Genomic DNA, 13,339 nt, shown 5'->3' with positions numbered 1-13,339 from the left:
ATCGCAGGCAAATGCAAGAGGTCCCGTCCACTGTCGATACCACCGCGCTGTTGGCGCGTTTGCGCAGCTGGGCGCGCGAGCTGGGATTCTCACAGATCGCAGTGGCTGATGTGGATCTCGGCAGCGCGGAGCCGGGCCTGCAAGCCTGGCTGGACGCGGGCCACCACGGCCGCATGCACTACATGGCCGCGCATGGCATGACGCGCGCGCGCCCGGCGGAGCTGGTGCCGGGCACGCTGCGCGTCATCACGGCGCGCATGGACTACCTGCCGCACGGCACCGAACCGGGTTGGCAGGCCGTGGAGTGGGCCGGTCTGGCCCGGCCGGAGCAGGCGCAGATCTCCGTGTACGCGCGCGGCCGGGACTATCACAAGGTGCTGCGGCAACGCCTGCAGAAACTGGCCGAACGATTGCAGGGCGAGGTCCGGCCGCTGGGCTTTCGTGTGTTCACGGACTCGGCGCCGGTGCTAGAGGTCGAACTGGCCACGCGCTCGGGCCTGGGCTGGCGCGGCAAGCACACGCTGACGCTGCACCGTGATGTGGGCTCGATGTTCTTTCTTGGCGAAATCTTCATCGACCTGGCGCTGCCGGTGTCCGAGCCAGTGACGGGCCATTGCGGCGAGTGCAGCGCCTGTCTCGACGTCTGCCCGACTGCCGCGATCACCGCGCCCTACCGCGTCGATGCGCGACGCTGCATCTCTTACCTGACCATCGAGCACGACGGCGCCATTCCTGTGGAGCTGCGTCCGCTGCTGGGCAATCGCATTTACGGCTGCGACGACTGTCAGTTGGCCTGCCCGTGGAACAAGTTCGCCAAGGCGGCCGTGCTGGCCGACTTCGACGTGCGCCCCGGCATGGCCGGAGCGCCGATCGCGCAATTGCTGGAGTGGGATGAGGTCGAGTTCCTGCGGCGCACCGAAGGCTCGGCCATCCGCCGCATCGGCTTCGCCCGCTGGCAGCGCAACCTGGCCGTGGCGGCCGGCAACGCGCTGCACCGGCGCGACGATGCGCGGCTGCGCGCGGCCTTGCAGCGTGCAGGGCAGGGCGCGGATGCGCTGGTGGCCGAGCACATCGCCTGGGCGCTGGCCTGACGGCTGTCGGGTACGCTGGCTGCCGCATGACGCCTGCCTACCCCTGCCCATGAAGAGCGCCCTCTTCGTCGATTTCGACAACGTGTTCTCGCAGCTGCGCCAGCTGCAGCCCGATGCGGCCGAGCGCTTTGCCCGCCACCCGGCCGAGTGGCTGAACTGGCTGATCGCCTCGCTGGCCCTGCCCGAGCCGCACGAGCCCGGCGGGCGTCGGCGGTTGCTGGTGCGGCGCTGCTACCTCAACCCCAACTGGTACCAGAACTACCGCCACGCCTTCCTGCGCGCCGGCTTCGAGATCGTCGACTGTCCGCCGGTGACGCAACAAGGCAAGACGAGCACCGACATCCACATGGTGCTCGACATCGTCGAACTGCTGCAGCACGAGACGCACTATGACGAGTTCATGGTGTTCTCGGCCGATGCCGACTTCACGCCGGTGCTGCGCAAGCTGCGGCGCTACGACCGCCGCACCACGGTGCTGGCCATCGGCTTCCCGTCGGCGGCATACCAAGCGTCGGCCGACCTGATGATCGACGAGCGCCTGTTCCTGCGTGAGGCCTTGGGCCTGGGGCCAACTGCCGTCGATGTCGAGGCCATCGAGGCCGCGCCGGCTGCCCTCTCGCTCAACGTCTCGCTGGCCGTTCCACCCGCCCCAGGCAGTGCAGCGGTGACACCCCGGTCGGCGACGGCCGCCGAGCTGACGGACATCGCGACACGCATCTGGAGCACGCTGGAAGCGTCGCCGCAAGCGGTCAGCGCCGGCCGGCTGGCGTCGCATCTCAGGGAGGATCATCCCGCGATCGTGGAGAACTGGAACGGCTGCGGCAGCTTCAAGGCGTTCTTCCGTTCGCTCGGCCTGTCGCGCGTCGTCTGGCTGAGTGGTTCGGGCGGACGCCTGCTGGACCCGAGCCGGCATGACGTGGGCGACGTGCTGCCCGAGCAGGAGGCCGACTCGCCGTGGAGCGGCCCCGACGGCAGCTTCGCGTTGATCCGTGAAGTCTGCGCACTGACGGGCGCGCCGATGCTGGCGCCCCGTCACCTGCGTCAAGTCATCACGACGCTGGCGGCCGAGTTGGCCGAATTGCCGTTCGATCTCGCCCACACGCCGCTGCGCGTCGTCGAGCGTTGCCTGGCAGAGGCGGGCCTGCGCGTTCGGCGCCGCGACGTGACGTTTCTCGTGCGGGGCATGCAGCTGAACGGCCATGTCTTCGGCCAGGGGCGGGACGACCCGCGCACGCTGACGGAGCGGCTGCTCCACCAGATGCTGTTCCTTTGCGAGCGCGAACAGAAGGTGCTGACCGAGGCAGAGGCGGACCAGATCCGGCGCTGGGTGGGCGCGGCCGACGCGCTGGCGCGTTGACGTCCTACGGCGCGTGTCAACGGCGAGCAGGGCTGCTGCGCTATCGTGACTGCCTTGTTGTTGGAGCCCCCTGCATGCCCTTGCATCGCCGTGCCTTGTTGATGTCTCTGGCCGCCGGCCTGTCTTCGCCCGCCATCGCCATGCGCTACGAGGACCAAGATTTCCCCGACACGCTGCAGCTGGGCGGCAGCACGCTTGTGCTGAACGGGGCTGGCAAGCGCCAGGTTGCCATCTACCCGATGTACCTGGCGGCGCTGTACCTACCGCAGAAGGCGTCGTCGCCTGCGGAGGTCTACTCGCAAACCGGCCCGAAGCGGGTGGAGTTGCGCATCGTCATCCCGCTGGTCAAAGACGTGTCCACGCAGGAGTTCGTCAAGGCCATCGACAAGGGCGTGCGCCGCAACAGCAGTGAGGCCGAGCTCGCCGCGGTGGCCGAGCGCGTGCGGCAGTTCAACGCCACCATCGGCGAGGTGGGGCGCGTCAAAAAGGGCGACGTGCTGGTCATCGACTACCTGCCAGCACAGGGCGGCACGCGGCTCACCGTGAACGGCAAGGTCTGGGGCAAGCCGGTCGAGGGGCAGGATTTCTACACGGCTTTCCTGAAGGTGTTCCTTGGCGACAAGAACAGCGATGAACGACTGAGGTCCGGCATGCTGGGCCGGCCGGGCTAGCATCGGCCCTCATCCCTCATCCCTCACAACGACAGGAGCGAGTCCCCCATGCAGCGTCGCAGCCTTCTCCAAGCCGCCGTTCTGGCCGGCGTCAGCCCGCTGGCCTTCGCCCAGGCCTATCCGAACAAGGCCGTGCGCCTGATCGTGCCGTTCGCGCCGGGTGGCACGACAGACATCATTGCGCGCATCATTTCCGAGCGCATGAACACGATCCTGGGACAGACCATGATCGTCGAGAACAAGGCCGGCGGCGGCGGCATCGTGGGCGCCAACGAGATTGCCCGTTCCGCGCCCGATGGCTACACGTTGGGCGTAGCCACCGTGTCCACCACCGCGGCCAACCCGGCGATCAACAAAAGGATTGCCTACAACCCGCTGACTGATTTCACGCCCGTCATCAACATCGCTGCTACGCCCAACGTCATCGCGGTGCATCCCAGCTTCCCGGCGCGCGACTACAAGGGCTTTCTCGCAGAGCTGAAGAAGAACCCCGGCAAGTACAGCTTCGCAAGTTCGGGCACCGGCGGCATCGGCCATCTGCAGATGGAGCTGTACAAGACGCTGGCTTGCGTGTTCGTACTGCACATCCCGTACCGCGGCGCGGGCCCGGCACTGAACGACACGGTGGCCGGCCAGGTGCCGATGATCTTCGACAACCTGCCGTCGGCGCTGCCGTTCATCAAGGATGGCCGCCTCATTCCCATCGTCGTCGCGTCGTCGCAGCGCGTGCCGGGCCTGCCCAATGTGCCGACCTTCAAGGAAGTCGGCCTGGAGCCCGTCAACCGCATGGCCTACTACGGCATCCAGGCGCCCAAAGGCCTGCCGCGCGACATCGTCGACAAGGTCAATGCTGCCGTGCGCAAGGCGCTGGAGATCCCCGAGGTGAAGAAGCGCATCGAGGAGACCGGCTCCGTCATCGTGGCCAACACGCCCGAGCAGTTCGCGGCGCAGATCGCGGCGGAGTTCGACGTGTACAAGAAGGTCGTGGCGCAGCAGAAGCTGACGCTGGAGTGACCGACCCGGCCATCGAGTCCTTCATCGAGGCGCTGTGGCTGGAAGACGGCCTCAGCGCGAACACGCAGGCGGCCTACCGGCGCGATCTGGCTGCACTGGCGGCATTGGTCGCGCCGCGGACGCTGGACCAATGCACCGAGGCCGATCTGCTGGCGCTGGCCGTCGCCAAACAGCAAGGCAAGACCAGCAGCGCCAACCGCCGCCTGTCCGCGATCAAGCGGTACTTCCGCTGGGCGCTGCGGGAAGGCCGACTGGCGGTCGATCCGACGCTGAAGCTCACCGCCGCCAAGCCGGCCCACCGCAACATCAAGATGCTCAGCGAGGCGCAGGTCAGCGCGCTGCTGGCTGCTCCCGACATCGACACCCCACTGGGCCTGCGCGACCGCGCGATGATGGAGCTGATGTATGCGAGCGGGCTGCGCGTGTCGGAGCTGGTCACGCTGAAGAGTGCGTACGTGTCATTCAAGGACGCCGCGTTGCACGTGACCGGCAAAGGCAGCAAGGCGCGCATCGTGCCTTTTGGCGAGCATGCTGCCGACTGGATGGGGCGTTACGTGCGCGAGGCCCGCGCCCAGATCCTGGCCGGCCGCAGCAGCGACGACCTGTTCGTCACGGCGCGCGGCGCCGGCATGACGCGGCAGATGTTCTGGACCCTGATCAAGCGACACGCGCTAGCAGCCGGTATCACGGCGCCGCTGTCGCCGCACACGCTGCGCCATGCGTTCGCGACGCATCTGCTCAACCATGGTGCGGACCTGCGCGCGGTGCAGCTGCTTTTGGGGCATGCGGACCTGTCCACGACGCAGATCTACACCCATGTGGCGCGTGAGCGCCTCAAGGCGTTGCACGCGGCCCATCACCCGCGCGGCTGACGCGCTGCGGCACGGGTTTTCAACGTGTCGGCGGGCCACAACAAGGGGCTCCGCAACGGGCTGGCCGCGCGCAAACTCCGCCGCCATCCACCACCCCGGAGTCACTTCATGCAAGCTACCCGCCTGCTGCCCACCGCGCTCGCCGCACTCACCCTGTTCGGCACCACCGCTGCCATCGCCCAGGAGGCCGGCAGCCTCGAACGCGTCACCGTCGTCGGCTCGCGCAAGTCGCTGCCGGTTGCGTCCAGCACCGACACGCTGGTGCCAGTGGACATCTACGCGATGGGCAAGATCGCCGAGGGCGGCGGGCAGTTCGACCTGGCGCAGTCGCTGCAGTACCTGTCGCCGTCGTTCAACTCGACGCGACAGACCGGCGCCGACGGCGCCGACCTGATCGACTCTGCCGCGTTGCGTGGGCTGGGTTCCGACCAGACGCTGGTGCTCGTCAATGGCAAGCGCCGCCACACGGTGGCCCTCGTCAACCTGTTCGGCGCGCGCAACCGCGGCTCGACGGGCACGGACATGAACTCGCTGCCGCTGCTGGCCATCGACAACGTGCAGGTGCTGCGCGACGGCGCGGCGGCGCAATACGGCTCGGACGCCATCGCCGGCGTGCTGAACATCCAGCTGAAGAAGAAGGCCGGCTGCGAAGCCGTGGCCGGTTACGGCCAGTACTCGGCGGGCGACGGCAAGAACTGGCTGGCCTCGGCCTACTGCGGCATCAAGCTCGGCGGCGGCACGCTGGCCATCACGGGCGAGTACCAGGACCGCGGCCGCTCCAACCGCGCCGACCCGGGCGACCTGCGCACCATCGGCGACACGGCGGTCAAGAACAAGACGGTCTACCTGAACGGCGAGTTCCCCGTCACCGGTGACAGCAAGCTCTACCTGACGCTGGGCGCGCAGGACCGCGACGCATCGTCAGGCGCCTGGGCGCGTGACGGCTCCAGCGACATCCCGACCCGCAACTCGGCCACGATGTACCCGGACGGCTTCGTGCCCTTCATCAACGGCGACGTGCAGGACCGCTTCGTCATCGTCGGCTGGAAGTCGACGGTCGCCGGCTGGGACACCGACCTGTCGCAGACCTACGGCGCCAACAAGATGCGCTACGTCATCAGCAACACCCTGAACGCCTCCATCGCCAACCTCGACCTGATCAATGGCGGCCGCGGCATCAGCCCGACGCGCTTCGACGCCGGCGGCTTCGGCTTCAGCCAGGCGACGACCAACTTCGACGTCAGCCGGTTCTTCCCCGACCTGCTGGGCGGCAGCAACATCGCGTTCGGCGCCGAGTACCGCCGCGAGAAATACGACATCGTGGCCGGCGAGGTGGGCTCCTACATCGACGCCGACGGCGTGGGTGCGGGCGGCAATGCGGGCAGCCAGGGCTTCCCCGGCTTCCAGCCCGGCGACGCGACGAACCGCAGCCGCAATAGCCAGGCGCTGTACCTGGACTGGGAAGCCACGCTGACTACGGCGCTCACCATGAACGCCGCTGTGCGCGCCGAGCACTACAGCGACTTCGGCTCCACCACCACCGCGAAGCTGGCCGGCAGCTACAAGCTCGGCAACGCCCTGCTGCTGCGCGGTGCGGCCAGCACGGGCTTTCGCGCGCCCAGCCTGCAGCAGCTGTACTTCTCGTCCACCTTCACCGACTTCATCAACCAACAGCCGCTGGACGTGGTGCTGGCGCCCAACGGCAGCTCCATCACCAACGCGGCGGGTGTGCCGGCGCTGAAGCAGGAGAAGTCCAGGAACCTCTCGGTTGGCCTGACGGTCAAGCCGAGTGTCGACACGTCGCTGACCGTGGACCTGTACCAGATCGCCATCCGCGACCGCATCGTGCTGTCGGGCCGCTTCGACGACAGCAACTACCCGGCACTGGGCACCATCCTGCAGGGGCTGGGTGTGGGCCAGGCGCAGTTCTTCGTGAACTCGGTGGACACGCGCACTCGCGGCCTGGACGTGACGGCGTCCACGCGCACGAAGCTGGGTGCCGGTCAGCTCGCCACCTTCCTGGCTCTGAACGTCAGCCGCACGACGGTGACGTCCGTCCACGCGCCGGCCGCGCTGCAGGGCTTTGAAGACGTGCTGCTGTCCACCCGCGAGCGCCTGTTCATCGAGGAAGCCGGCCCGCGCACGAAGGCGACGCTGGGCTTCGAGTACAGCCAGGGTGCCTGGACCGGTGAGGCCAAGCTGATCCACTTCGGCAGGCAAACGCAGGGCGCGTTCACCGATGGCGTCTACCTGAAGTACAAGCCCAAGACGTCGATGGACTTGGGGCTTACCTGGCAGGCCACGCCGGCGCTGAAGCTCAGCATGGGGGGCAACAACGTTTTCAACGTGAAGCCGACGCGGCAGGACCCGTTCGAGACCGACAACGGCTTCTACTACGACAGTGTGCAGTTCGGCCTGAATGGCGCGTCCTACTTCGCGCGGGCGCATTACAGGTTCTAGAAGGCTCCCGGACAATCTCGGCGGATGGACCACAGCTTTCTCTCCGCCCTGATCCTGCTGCTGCTGGTGCTGGACCCGCTCGGCAGCCTGCCCATCTTCATCTCGGTGATGCGCTCGGTGCCGCGGGAGCGGCGCACCCGCGTGGCCGTGCGCGAGGTGGGCATCGCGTTCTGCGTGCTGTTCGCGTTCATGTTCCTCGGCGAAGGCTTCCTACGGGTCATGCACTTGTCGGAGCGTTCACTGGAGGTGGCGGGCGGGGTGATCCTGATGATCATCGCCATCCGCATGATCTTCGGCGGCTCGAGCGACTCGGCTTATGGGCTGGAGGCCGGTAAGGAGCCGCTGATCTTCCCGCTGGCCGTCCCCCTGCTGGCCGGCCCATCCGCGATGGCGACGGTGCTGCTGCTGGCCTCCCGCCAGCCGGACCGCATCTACGAGTGGATCGGCGCGTTGAGTGCCGCGATGCTGGTGTCGGGCGTGGTGCTGGTGCTGGCTGACCGCATCCGCAAGCTGCTGGGCGATTCGGTCGTGTCGGCCATCGAGAAGCTGATGGGCCTGGTGCTGACGGCCATCGCCGTCGAGATGGTGCTGGCCGGGCTGAAGCGCTACTTCATCGGCGGGCTCTGAACCCGCCACCGGCCAGCGAGCCGGCTCACTTCTGCTTCTTGGCTTCCTTGCCCTTGGGCATCACCGACGTCATCGGTGCGACCGGGCGGTCGGAGCCCGCAGCCTTGCCCGGACCGGTGTCCTTCTTGGGCTTCTTCGCCATCTTGTTACTGCGTTGTTCGGTGTTGGCCATGGGTCCTCCGTGCAAAGGGATAAAAGCGGAAGGCAGGACTATGCCTCAGCGTCGTAGCGCGCCTTGACAGGACTTGCCGCCCATTGCAAGGCAGTGACGTCGTAACGGGCGCAGTCCATGTCGTACCAGCGGCCCGTGCCGGTGTAGGCCATTCCCAACCGCGCCATGACGGTCGACGAGGCCGTGTTCTGCGGGTCGCACACGGCGCAAATCAACTGTGGTTGCAGCGTCTTGAACGCCCAGCCCACCATGTGCCTTGCCGCTTCGTTCGCATAGCCCTGGCCCCAGGCGTCCTGGCGCAGGCGCCAGCCGGTCTCCAACGGCCCTGCCGGATCGCGGTTCAGGTGCTGGATGCAGCCGCTACCGATCAACTGGCCGTTGTCACGCCGGATGAAGCCCCACCACGAGTACCCGAACTCGGCCCAGCGGGCCGTCACGCGATCGATCATCAGCTGCGTGTCTTGCAGCGTGTCGGGGCGGCCGGTGATGTAGCGCATTACGACGGGGTCGCGGTTCACTTCGTGCAGCGCGGCGAGATGACTGTCGTTCAGCGGCTCCAGCCGCAGCCGTGGGGTGAGTAGCGTCGTCATGATCCCATTCTGAAGGCGCATTTATCACGATTCGAAAGTCGTCTTTCGCATCATGAAATTTGACAATGCTGCGGCGCCGCATGATTTCTCATTATGGTGGATTGAATTTTGCAATTCGGAATATTGTTCTCAACCCATTGTTTTTAAAAGAAAAAGTATTTTGTCTTATATAAGACTTGTGCGCCCGCAACAGCACAGGTCAGGACTAGTCTTGCGGCATCGGTTTTCAATGTTTGCAAGGAGCTCCCATGACCCGCCTGACCCGTGAACAACAGATTGCAGCCCTGGAGAAAGACTGGGCCGAGAACCCGCGCTGGCAAGGCATCAAGCGCGGCTACAGCGCCGCCGATGTCGTGCGCCTGCGCGGCAGCATCGACATCGAGCACACGCTGGCCAAGCGCGGTGCCGAAAAACTGTGGACTCTGGTCAACACCGAGCCCTTCGTCAACGCTTTAGGCGCGCTGACCGGCAACCAGGCGATGCAGCAGGTCAAGGCCGGCCTGAAGGCCATCTACCTGTCGGGCTGGCAGGTGGCCGGCGACGCCAACAGCAATGGCGAGATGTACCCCGACCAGTCGCTGTACTCGGTGGACTCGGTGCCCAAGGTGGTCAAGAAGATCAACGCGACTTTCAAGCGCGCCGACGAGATCCAGTGGAGCGAAGGCAAGGACGACATTGACTACTTCGCCCCCATCGTGGCCGACGCCGAAGCCGGCTTCGGCGGCGTGCTGAACGCGTTCGAGCTGATGAAGGCCATGATCGAGGCGGGCGCCTCGGGCGTGCACTTCGAAGACCAGCTGGCCAGCGCCAAGAAGTGCGGCCACATGGGGGGTAAGGTGCTGGTGCCCACGCGCGAAGCCGTGGCCAAGCTCGTCGCGGCCCGCCTGGCCGCAGACACCATGGGCGTGCCCACGCTGCTGGTAGCCCGAACCGACGCCGAAGCCGGCGACCTCGTCACCGCCGACATCGACGACAACGACAAGCCCTTCTGCACCGGCGAGCGCACCGTTGAAGGCTTCTACCGCACCCGCAACGGCCTGGACCAGGCGATCAGCCGCGGCCTGGCCTATGCGCCCTACGCGGACCTGATCTGGTGCGAGACTGGCAAGCCAGACCTGGCCTTCGCCAAGGCCTTCGCCGACGCCATCCATGCCAAGTTCCCGGGCAAGCTGCTGGCCTACAACTGCTCGCCGTCCTTCAACTGGAAGAAGAACCTCGACGACGCCACCATCGCCAAGTTTCAACGCGAGTTGGGCGCCTTGGGCTACAAGTTCCAGTTCATCACGCTGGCCGGCTTCCACAGCCTGAACTACTCGATGTTCGAGCTTGCCCATGGCTATGCACGCCACCAGATGAGCGCCTTCGTCGAGCTGCAGGAGAAGGAATTCGCCGCTGCCGAGAAGGGCTTCACCGCCGTGAAGCACCAGCGCGAAGTCGGCACCGGCTATTTCGACGCCGTCACCACCACCATCGAAGCCCAGGCCTCTACCGCGGCGCTGAAGGGCTCAACGGAAGACGAACAGTTCTTCGACGCCAAGCACGGTTGATCCCGTTCGATCAGAGTCAGGACGTCAACGCCTGACTTTTCAGCCCGCCTTCCCGGCGGGTTTTTTGTTTCTGCGTTCCCGCGGCGGTCAGCCGCCGGACACGCGGAACGTGCCCACCGCGCCGGTCAGCGTCACCGCCTGCTCCCGCAGGCTCTCGGCGGCGGCCGTGGATTCCTCCACCAGGGCCGCGTTCTGCTGCGTGACCTGGTCGAGCTGAGCAATGGCGATGTTGACCTGGGCGATGCCGTCCGACTGCTCGGCGGTGGCGGTCGTGATCTCGCCCATGATGTCTTTCACGCGCTGCACGGCGCCGACCAGTTCTTCCATGGTCTTGCCGGCCTCGGCCACCAGCTTGGCGCCGGCCTCCACGCGATCCACGCTGCTGCCGATCAGGCCCTTGATCTCCTTGGCCGCATCTGCCGATCGCCCGGCCAGCGAGCGCACCTCGCTGGCGACGACCGCAAAGCCGCGGCCCTGCTCGCCGGCGCGCGCGGCTTCTACCGCGGCGTTCAGCGCCAGGATGTTGGTCTGGAACGCGATGCCGTCGATGACGCCAATGATGTCGGCGATCTTGCGCGAGCTCGCGTTGATCTCGTCCATTGTTTGCACCACCTGACCCACCACCTCGCCGCCGCGCTGTGCGACGCTGGCGGCCGACTGGGCGAGCTGGTTGGCCTGGCCGGCCGAGGCCGCCGACTGCTGCACGGTGCCGGTCAACTGTTCCATCGCGCTGGCCGTCTCTTCCAGGCTGGAGGCCGCCTTCTCGGTGCGCGCGCTGAGGTCCTGATTGCCGCTGGCAATCTCGGCCGCGGCCGTGTTGATGGACTCGGCCGACTCACGGATGCCGCCGATGGTCTGGCCCAGCGTGTCGCGCATGCGGCGCAACGTCATCTGTAGCTGGCCGATCTCGTCGGAGCGCGCCTTCATGCCCGAGCCCGACCGCATCAGATTACCGTCGGCCACGCGTTCGGCCAGGTCATTGGCTGCGGCCAGCGGCTGCGTGATGCTCAGCGTGATGCGCCAGGCGGTGACGATGCCCAGCGCCAGGATGGCCACGCCCAGCGCGATCAGCAGCAGGCGACCCCGGGCGCTCGCCGCGTCGATCTCGGCGGCCGTCGCGTCGATGCTCTCGCGCTGGTGGTCCAGGAACTCCTGCATGCGCTCCATGTAGACCTTCGACCCGGGCACGAAGACATCGGTCAGCGCCTTGTCGGCGGCCTCGGCTTGCCCGTCCTTCTTCAACTTGACGATCTCGTCGCGCGACGACAAATAGACCTGCCGCGCCTTGCCCACGGCGTCGAACAGCGCGCGTTCCTCGGGCGACCGGATCAGGCTCTGGATGCGCTTTTGCAGCTCGCCGGAGGCCTGGCTCGACTGCGCTGCGTCTTCCTTGAACAGGTCGGCGAGCGAGGCGTCGGCACTCTTGGCGATGGCCATCGTGCGGCGCACGCCAGCGTGGATGTTGCGGTTCCAGTCGGACAGCAGCCGTTCCTTGGTGAGCGGCTCGGCCATCAACTGCCGCATGTCAGCAGCGGTCGAGGTCAGCCGCCATGACGCCACCGCGATGGCAATGGCCGCCAGCGCCAGCACGAGTGCGAATCCCAGTGCCAGCCGTTTGCCGATGGATAGCTTGATCATGCGAATCTCCGTCTTCTTCTCATCCCGCCATGCTGCGGGAGCCAACAGACGATGCTATGCGCGCCGCACGCCGCGCGGCGCCGGCACTCTGGGACTTCGATCACGCTTGCGGCGCGAACGCGCCGCCGCCGTTCCTTGTGCGCAGGCCGTGCTTAGCGGGAGGCCGCGAGCAGCGCGCGATAGTCATCGGCGCTGGCGATTCGCGGGTTGGTCTTGTGGCAATGGTCCCGCAGCGCGTGTTCGACGATGGGCTCGTCCAGTTCCGGCCCCGCACCCATCGCGGCCAGGCCCGCGGGCAGGCCGAGGCGCGCGTTCATCGCGGCGATGGCATTGGCCACCGCATCGGCGTCGTTTCCGGCCAGGCCCATCGCGTGAGCCAGGCGCGCCATGCGCTGCTCGCGCTTCACGCTGTCCGCCTCCGCGTTGAAGCGGATGACGGCCGGCAGGAACACCGCGTTCAGCGTGCCGTGATGCAGACGCGGGTTGATGCCGCCCAGCGAGTGGCTCAACGAGTGCACCGCGCCCAGCCCCTTCTGGAAGGCCAGTGCGCCGTGCACGCTGGCGCACATCATGTCCAGCCGAGCCTGGCGGTCCTGGCCGTCGCGCGTGGCCCGCTCGATGCTTTGCCAGCCGCGCCGCAGCCCCTCCAGCGCAATGCCGTCCGCCGGCGGGTTGAAGGCCGGCGCCAGGAAGGTCTCGATGCAGTGGGCGACGGCGTCCATGCCGGTTGCGGCGGTCAGGTGGGCGGGGAGCGCCAGCGTCAGGTCGGGGTCGCAGATGGCCGTCTTGGGCAGCAGCTCCCAGTTGTGAAAGCCCAGCTTGCGGCCGTCGTCGACGATGAGGATGGCGCCGCGCGCCACCTCGCTGCCGGTGCCGGCCGTCGTCGGCACGGCGATGACGGGCAGCACCTTCGAGCTGATGTCGACCGCGCCGCCCTCGATGGTCGCCCAGCGCTTGAGCGGCCCTTCGTGCGTGGCGGCGATGGCCACGCCCTTGGCCAGATCGATGCTGGACCCACCGCCGATGGCGATCAGGCCGTCGCAGCCCTGGGCCCGCAGCTGATCGACGGCCAGGCGCACCGCGGCCTCGGTCGGGTTGGACGGCGTGCGGTCGAACACGGCGGGCGGGGCGGCGAAAGCGGCCAGCGCCTTGTCGAGCACGCCGGCTGCGCGCACGCCCGCGTCCGTCACCACCAGAGGGCGGCGCATGCCGGCGCGCTCGCACTCGGCAGGCAGCAGGCGGCTGGCGCCGAACTCGATCTCGATGCGGGTGAGGTAGAGGATCTGCGCCATGGCCGTGG

12 protein-coding genes are annotated in these 13,339 nt (G+C 67.2%); 8 read left to right on the top strand and 4 right to left on the bottom strand.

Annotated elements, in window-relative coordinates:
- The first annotated feature begins 11 nt into the window (after window positions 1-11).
- From queG to ACG02S_RS06360, 7 genes are all read left to right on the top strand, one after another.
- The gene (gene queG / locus ACG02S_RS06390) at window positions 12-1,091 is read left to right on the top strand and encodes a tRNA epoxyqueuosine(34) reductase QueG (RefSeq protein ID WP_394469604.1); all 1,080 of its coding nucleotides are present in this window, start codon (window positions 12-14) and stop codon (window positions 1,089-1,091) included.
- Window positions 1,092-1,140: 49 nt separating this feature from the next.
- Window positions 1,141-2,448 (top strand): NYN domain-containing protein, encoded by a 1,308-nt coding sequence (locus ACG02S_RS06385; RefSeq protein WP_394469603.1) that lies wholly within the window; start codon window positions 1,141-1,143, stop codon window positions 2,446-2,448.
- A gap of 74 nt (window positions 2,449-2,522) precedes the next feature.
- On the top strand, window positions 2,523-3,119 hold the full coding sequence (locus tag ACG02S_RS06380) for a chalcone isomerase family protein (protein WP_394469602.1): 597 nt from the start codon (window positions 2,523-2,525) through the stop codon (window positions 3,117-3,119).
- Window positions 3,120-3,167: 48 nt separating this feature from the next.
- The gene (locus tag ACG02S_RS06375) at window positions 3,168-4,133 is read left to right on the top strand and encodes a tripartite tricarboxylate transporter substrate binding protein BugE (RefSeq protein ID WP_394469601.1); all 966 of its coding nucleotides are present in this window, start codon (window positions 3,168-3,170) and stop codon (window positions 4,131-4,133) included.
- A complete protein-coding gene (xerD, locus tag ACG02S_RS06370; protein WP_394469600.1) occupies window positions 4,130-5,005 on the top strand; it encodes a site-specific tyrosine recombinase XerD in 876 nt (291 codons plus the stop codon). The genes ACG02S_RS06375 and xerD overlap by 4 nt, the downstream gene beginning before the upstream one ends.
- A gap of 108 nt (window positions 5,006-5,113) precedes the next feature.
- Window positions 5,114-7,465: a TonB-dependent receptor plug domain-containing protein gene (locus ACG02S_RS06365; protein ID WP_394469599.1), complete on the top strand. Its 2,352-nt coding sequence runs from the start codon at window positions 5,114-5,116 to the stop codon at window positions 7,463-7,465.
- Window positions 7,466-7,489: 24 nt separating this feature from the next.
- Complete coding sequence (locus ACG02S_RS06360) at window positions 7,490-8,092, top strand: MarC family protein (protein ID WP_394469598.1); 603 nt, start codon at window positions 7,490-7,492, stop codon at window positions 8,090-8,092.
- A gap of 25 nt (window positions 8,093-8,117) precedes the next feature.
- On the opposite strand, the gene ACG02S_RS06355 is transcribed toward ACG02S_RS06360, so the two are convergent.
- Window positions 8,118-8,264: a hypothetical protein gene (locus ACG02S_RS06355; protein WP_394469597.1), complete on the bottom strand. Its 147-nt coding sequence runs from the start codon at window positions 8,262-8,264 to the stop codon at window positions 8,118-8,120.
- Window positions 8,265-8,302: 38 nt separating this feature from the next.
- Window positions 8,303-8,854: a GNAT family N-acetyltransferase gene (locus ACG02S_RS06350; protein WP_394469596.1), complete on the bottom strand. Its 552-nt coding sequence runs from the start codon at window positions 8,852-8,854 to the stop codon at window positions 8,303-8,305.
- Window positions 8,855-9,102: 248 nt separating this feature from the next.
- Here ACG02S_RS06350 and aceA point away from each other — a divergent pair, with 248 nt between their 5' ends.
- Window positions 9,103-10,401 (top strand): isocitrate lyase, encoded by a 1,299-nt coding sequence (gene aceA, locus ACG02S_RS06345; protein WP_394469595.1) that lies wholly within the window; start codon window positions 9,103-9,105, stop codon window positions 10,399-10,401.
- Window positions 10,402-10,488: 87 nt separating this feature from the next.
- Here the strand turns inward: aceA and ACG02S_RS06340 are convergent, their stop codons facing one another.
- Window positions 10,489-12,039 (bottom strand): methyl-accepting chemotaxis protein, encoded by a 1,551-nt coding sequence (locus tag ACG02S_RS06340; RefSeq protein ID WP_394469594.1) that lies wholly within the window; start codon window positions 12,037-12,039, stop codon window positions 10,489-10,491.
- Window positions 12,040-12,191: 152 nt separating this feature from the next.
- Window positions 12,192-13,331: an iron-containing alcohol dehydrogenase gene (locus ACG02S_RS06335; RefSeq protein WP_394469593.1), complete on the bottom strand. Its 1,140-nt coding sequence runs from the start codon at window positions 13,329-13,331 to the stop codon at window positions 12,192-12,194.
- Window positions 13,332-13,339: the final 8 nt, after the last annotated feature.

This window comes from Pelomonas dachongensis (genome assembly GCF_043555865.1).
Classification (GTDB): domain Bacteria; phylum Pseudomonadota; class Gammaproteobacteria; order Burkholderiales; family Burkholderiaceae_C; genus Pelomonas; species Pelomonas dachongensis.
The sequence above is the reverse complement of the archived record's forward strand: the minus strand, read 5'-3'. Positions and strand labels throughout refer to the sequence as shown.

Excerpts from the sequence above, each read along its gene's own strand:
- queG (WP_394469604.1), top strand. The coding sequence starts at position 12 with ATGCAAGAGGTCCCGTCCACTGTCGATACCACCGCGCTGTTGGCGCGT.
- ACG02S_RS06385 (WP_394469603.1), top strand. The coding sequence starts at position 1,141 with ATGAAGAGCGCCCTCTTCGTCGATTTCGACAACGTGTTCTCGCAGCTG.
- ACG02S_RS06380 (WP_394469602.1), top strand. The coding sequence starts at position 2,523 with ATGCCCTTGCATCGCCGTGCCTTGTTGATGTCTCTGGCCGCCGGCCTG.
- ACG02S_RS06375 (WP_394469601.1), top strand. The coding sequence starts at position 3,168 with ATGCAGCGTCGCAGCCTTCTCCAAGCCGCCGTTCTGGCCGGCGTCAGC.
- ACG02S_RS06365 (WP_394469599.1), top strand. The coding sequence starts at position 5,114 with ATGCAAGCTACCCGCCTGCTGCCCACCGCGCTCGCCGCACTCACCCTG.
- ACG02S_RS06360 (WP_394469598.1), top strand. The coding sequence starts at position 7,490 with ATGGACCACAGCTTTCTCTCCGCCCTGATCCTGCTGCTGCTGGTGCTG.
- ACG02S_RS06355 (WP_394469597.1), bottom strand. The coding sequence starts at position 8,264 with ATGGCCAACACCGAACAACGCAGTAACAAGATGGCGAAGAAGCCCAAG.
- ACG02S_RS06350 (WP_394469596.1), bottom strand. The coding sequence starts at position 8,854 with ATGACGACGCTACTCACCCCACGGCTGCGGCTGGAGCCGCTGAACGAC.
- aceA (WP_394469595.1), top strand. The coding sequence starts at position 9,103 with ATGACCCGCCTGACCCGTGAACAACAGATTGCAGCCCTGGAGAAAGAC.
- ACG02S_RS06340 (WP_394469594.1), bottom strand. The coding sequence starts at position 12,039 with ATGATCAAGCTATCCATCGGCAAACGGCTGGCACTGGGATTCGCACTC.
- ACG02S_RS06335 (WP_394469593.1), bottom strand. The coding sequence starts at position 13,331 with ATGGCGCAGATCCTCTACCTCACCCGCATCGAGATCGAGTTCGGCGCC.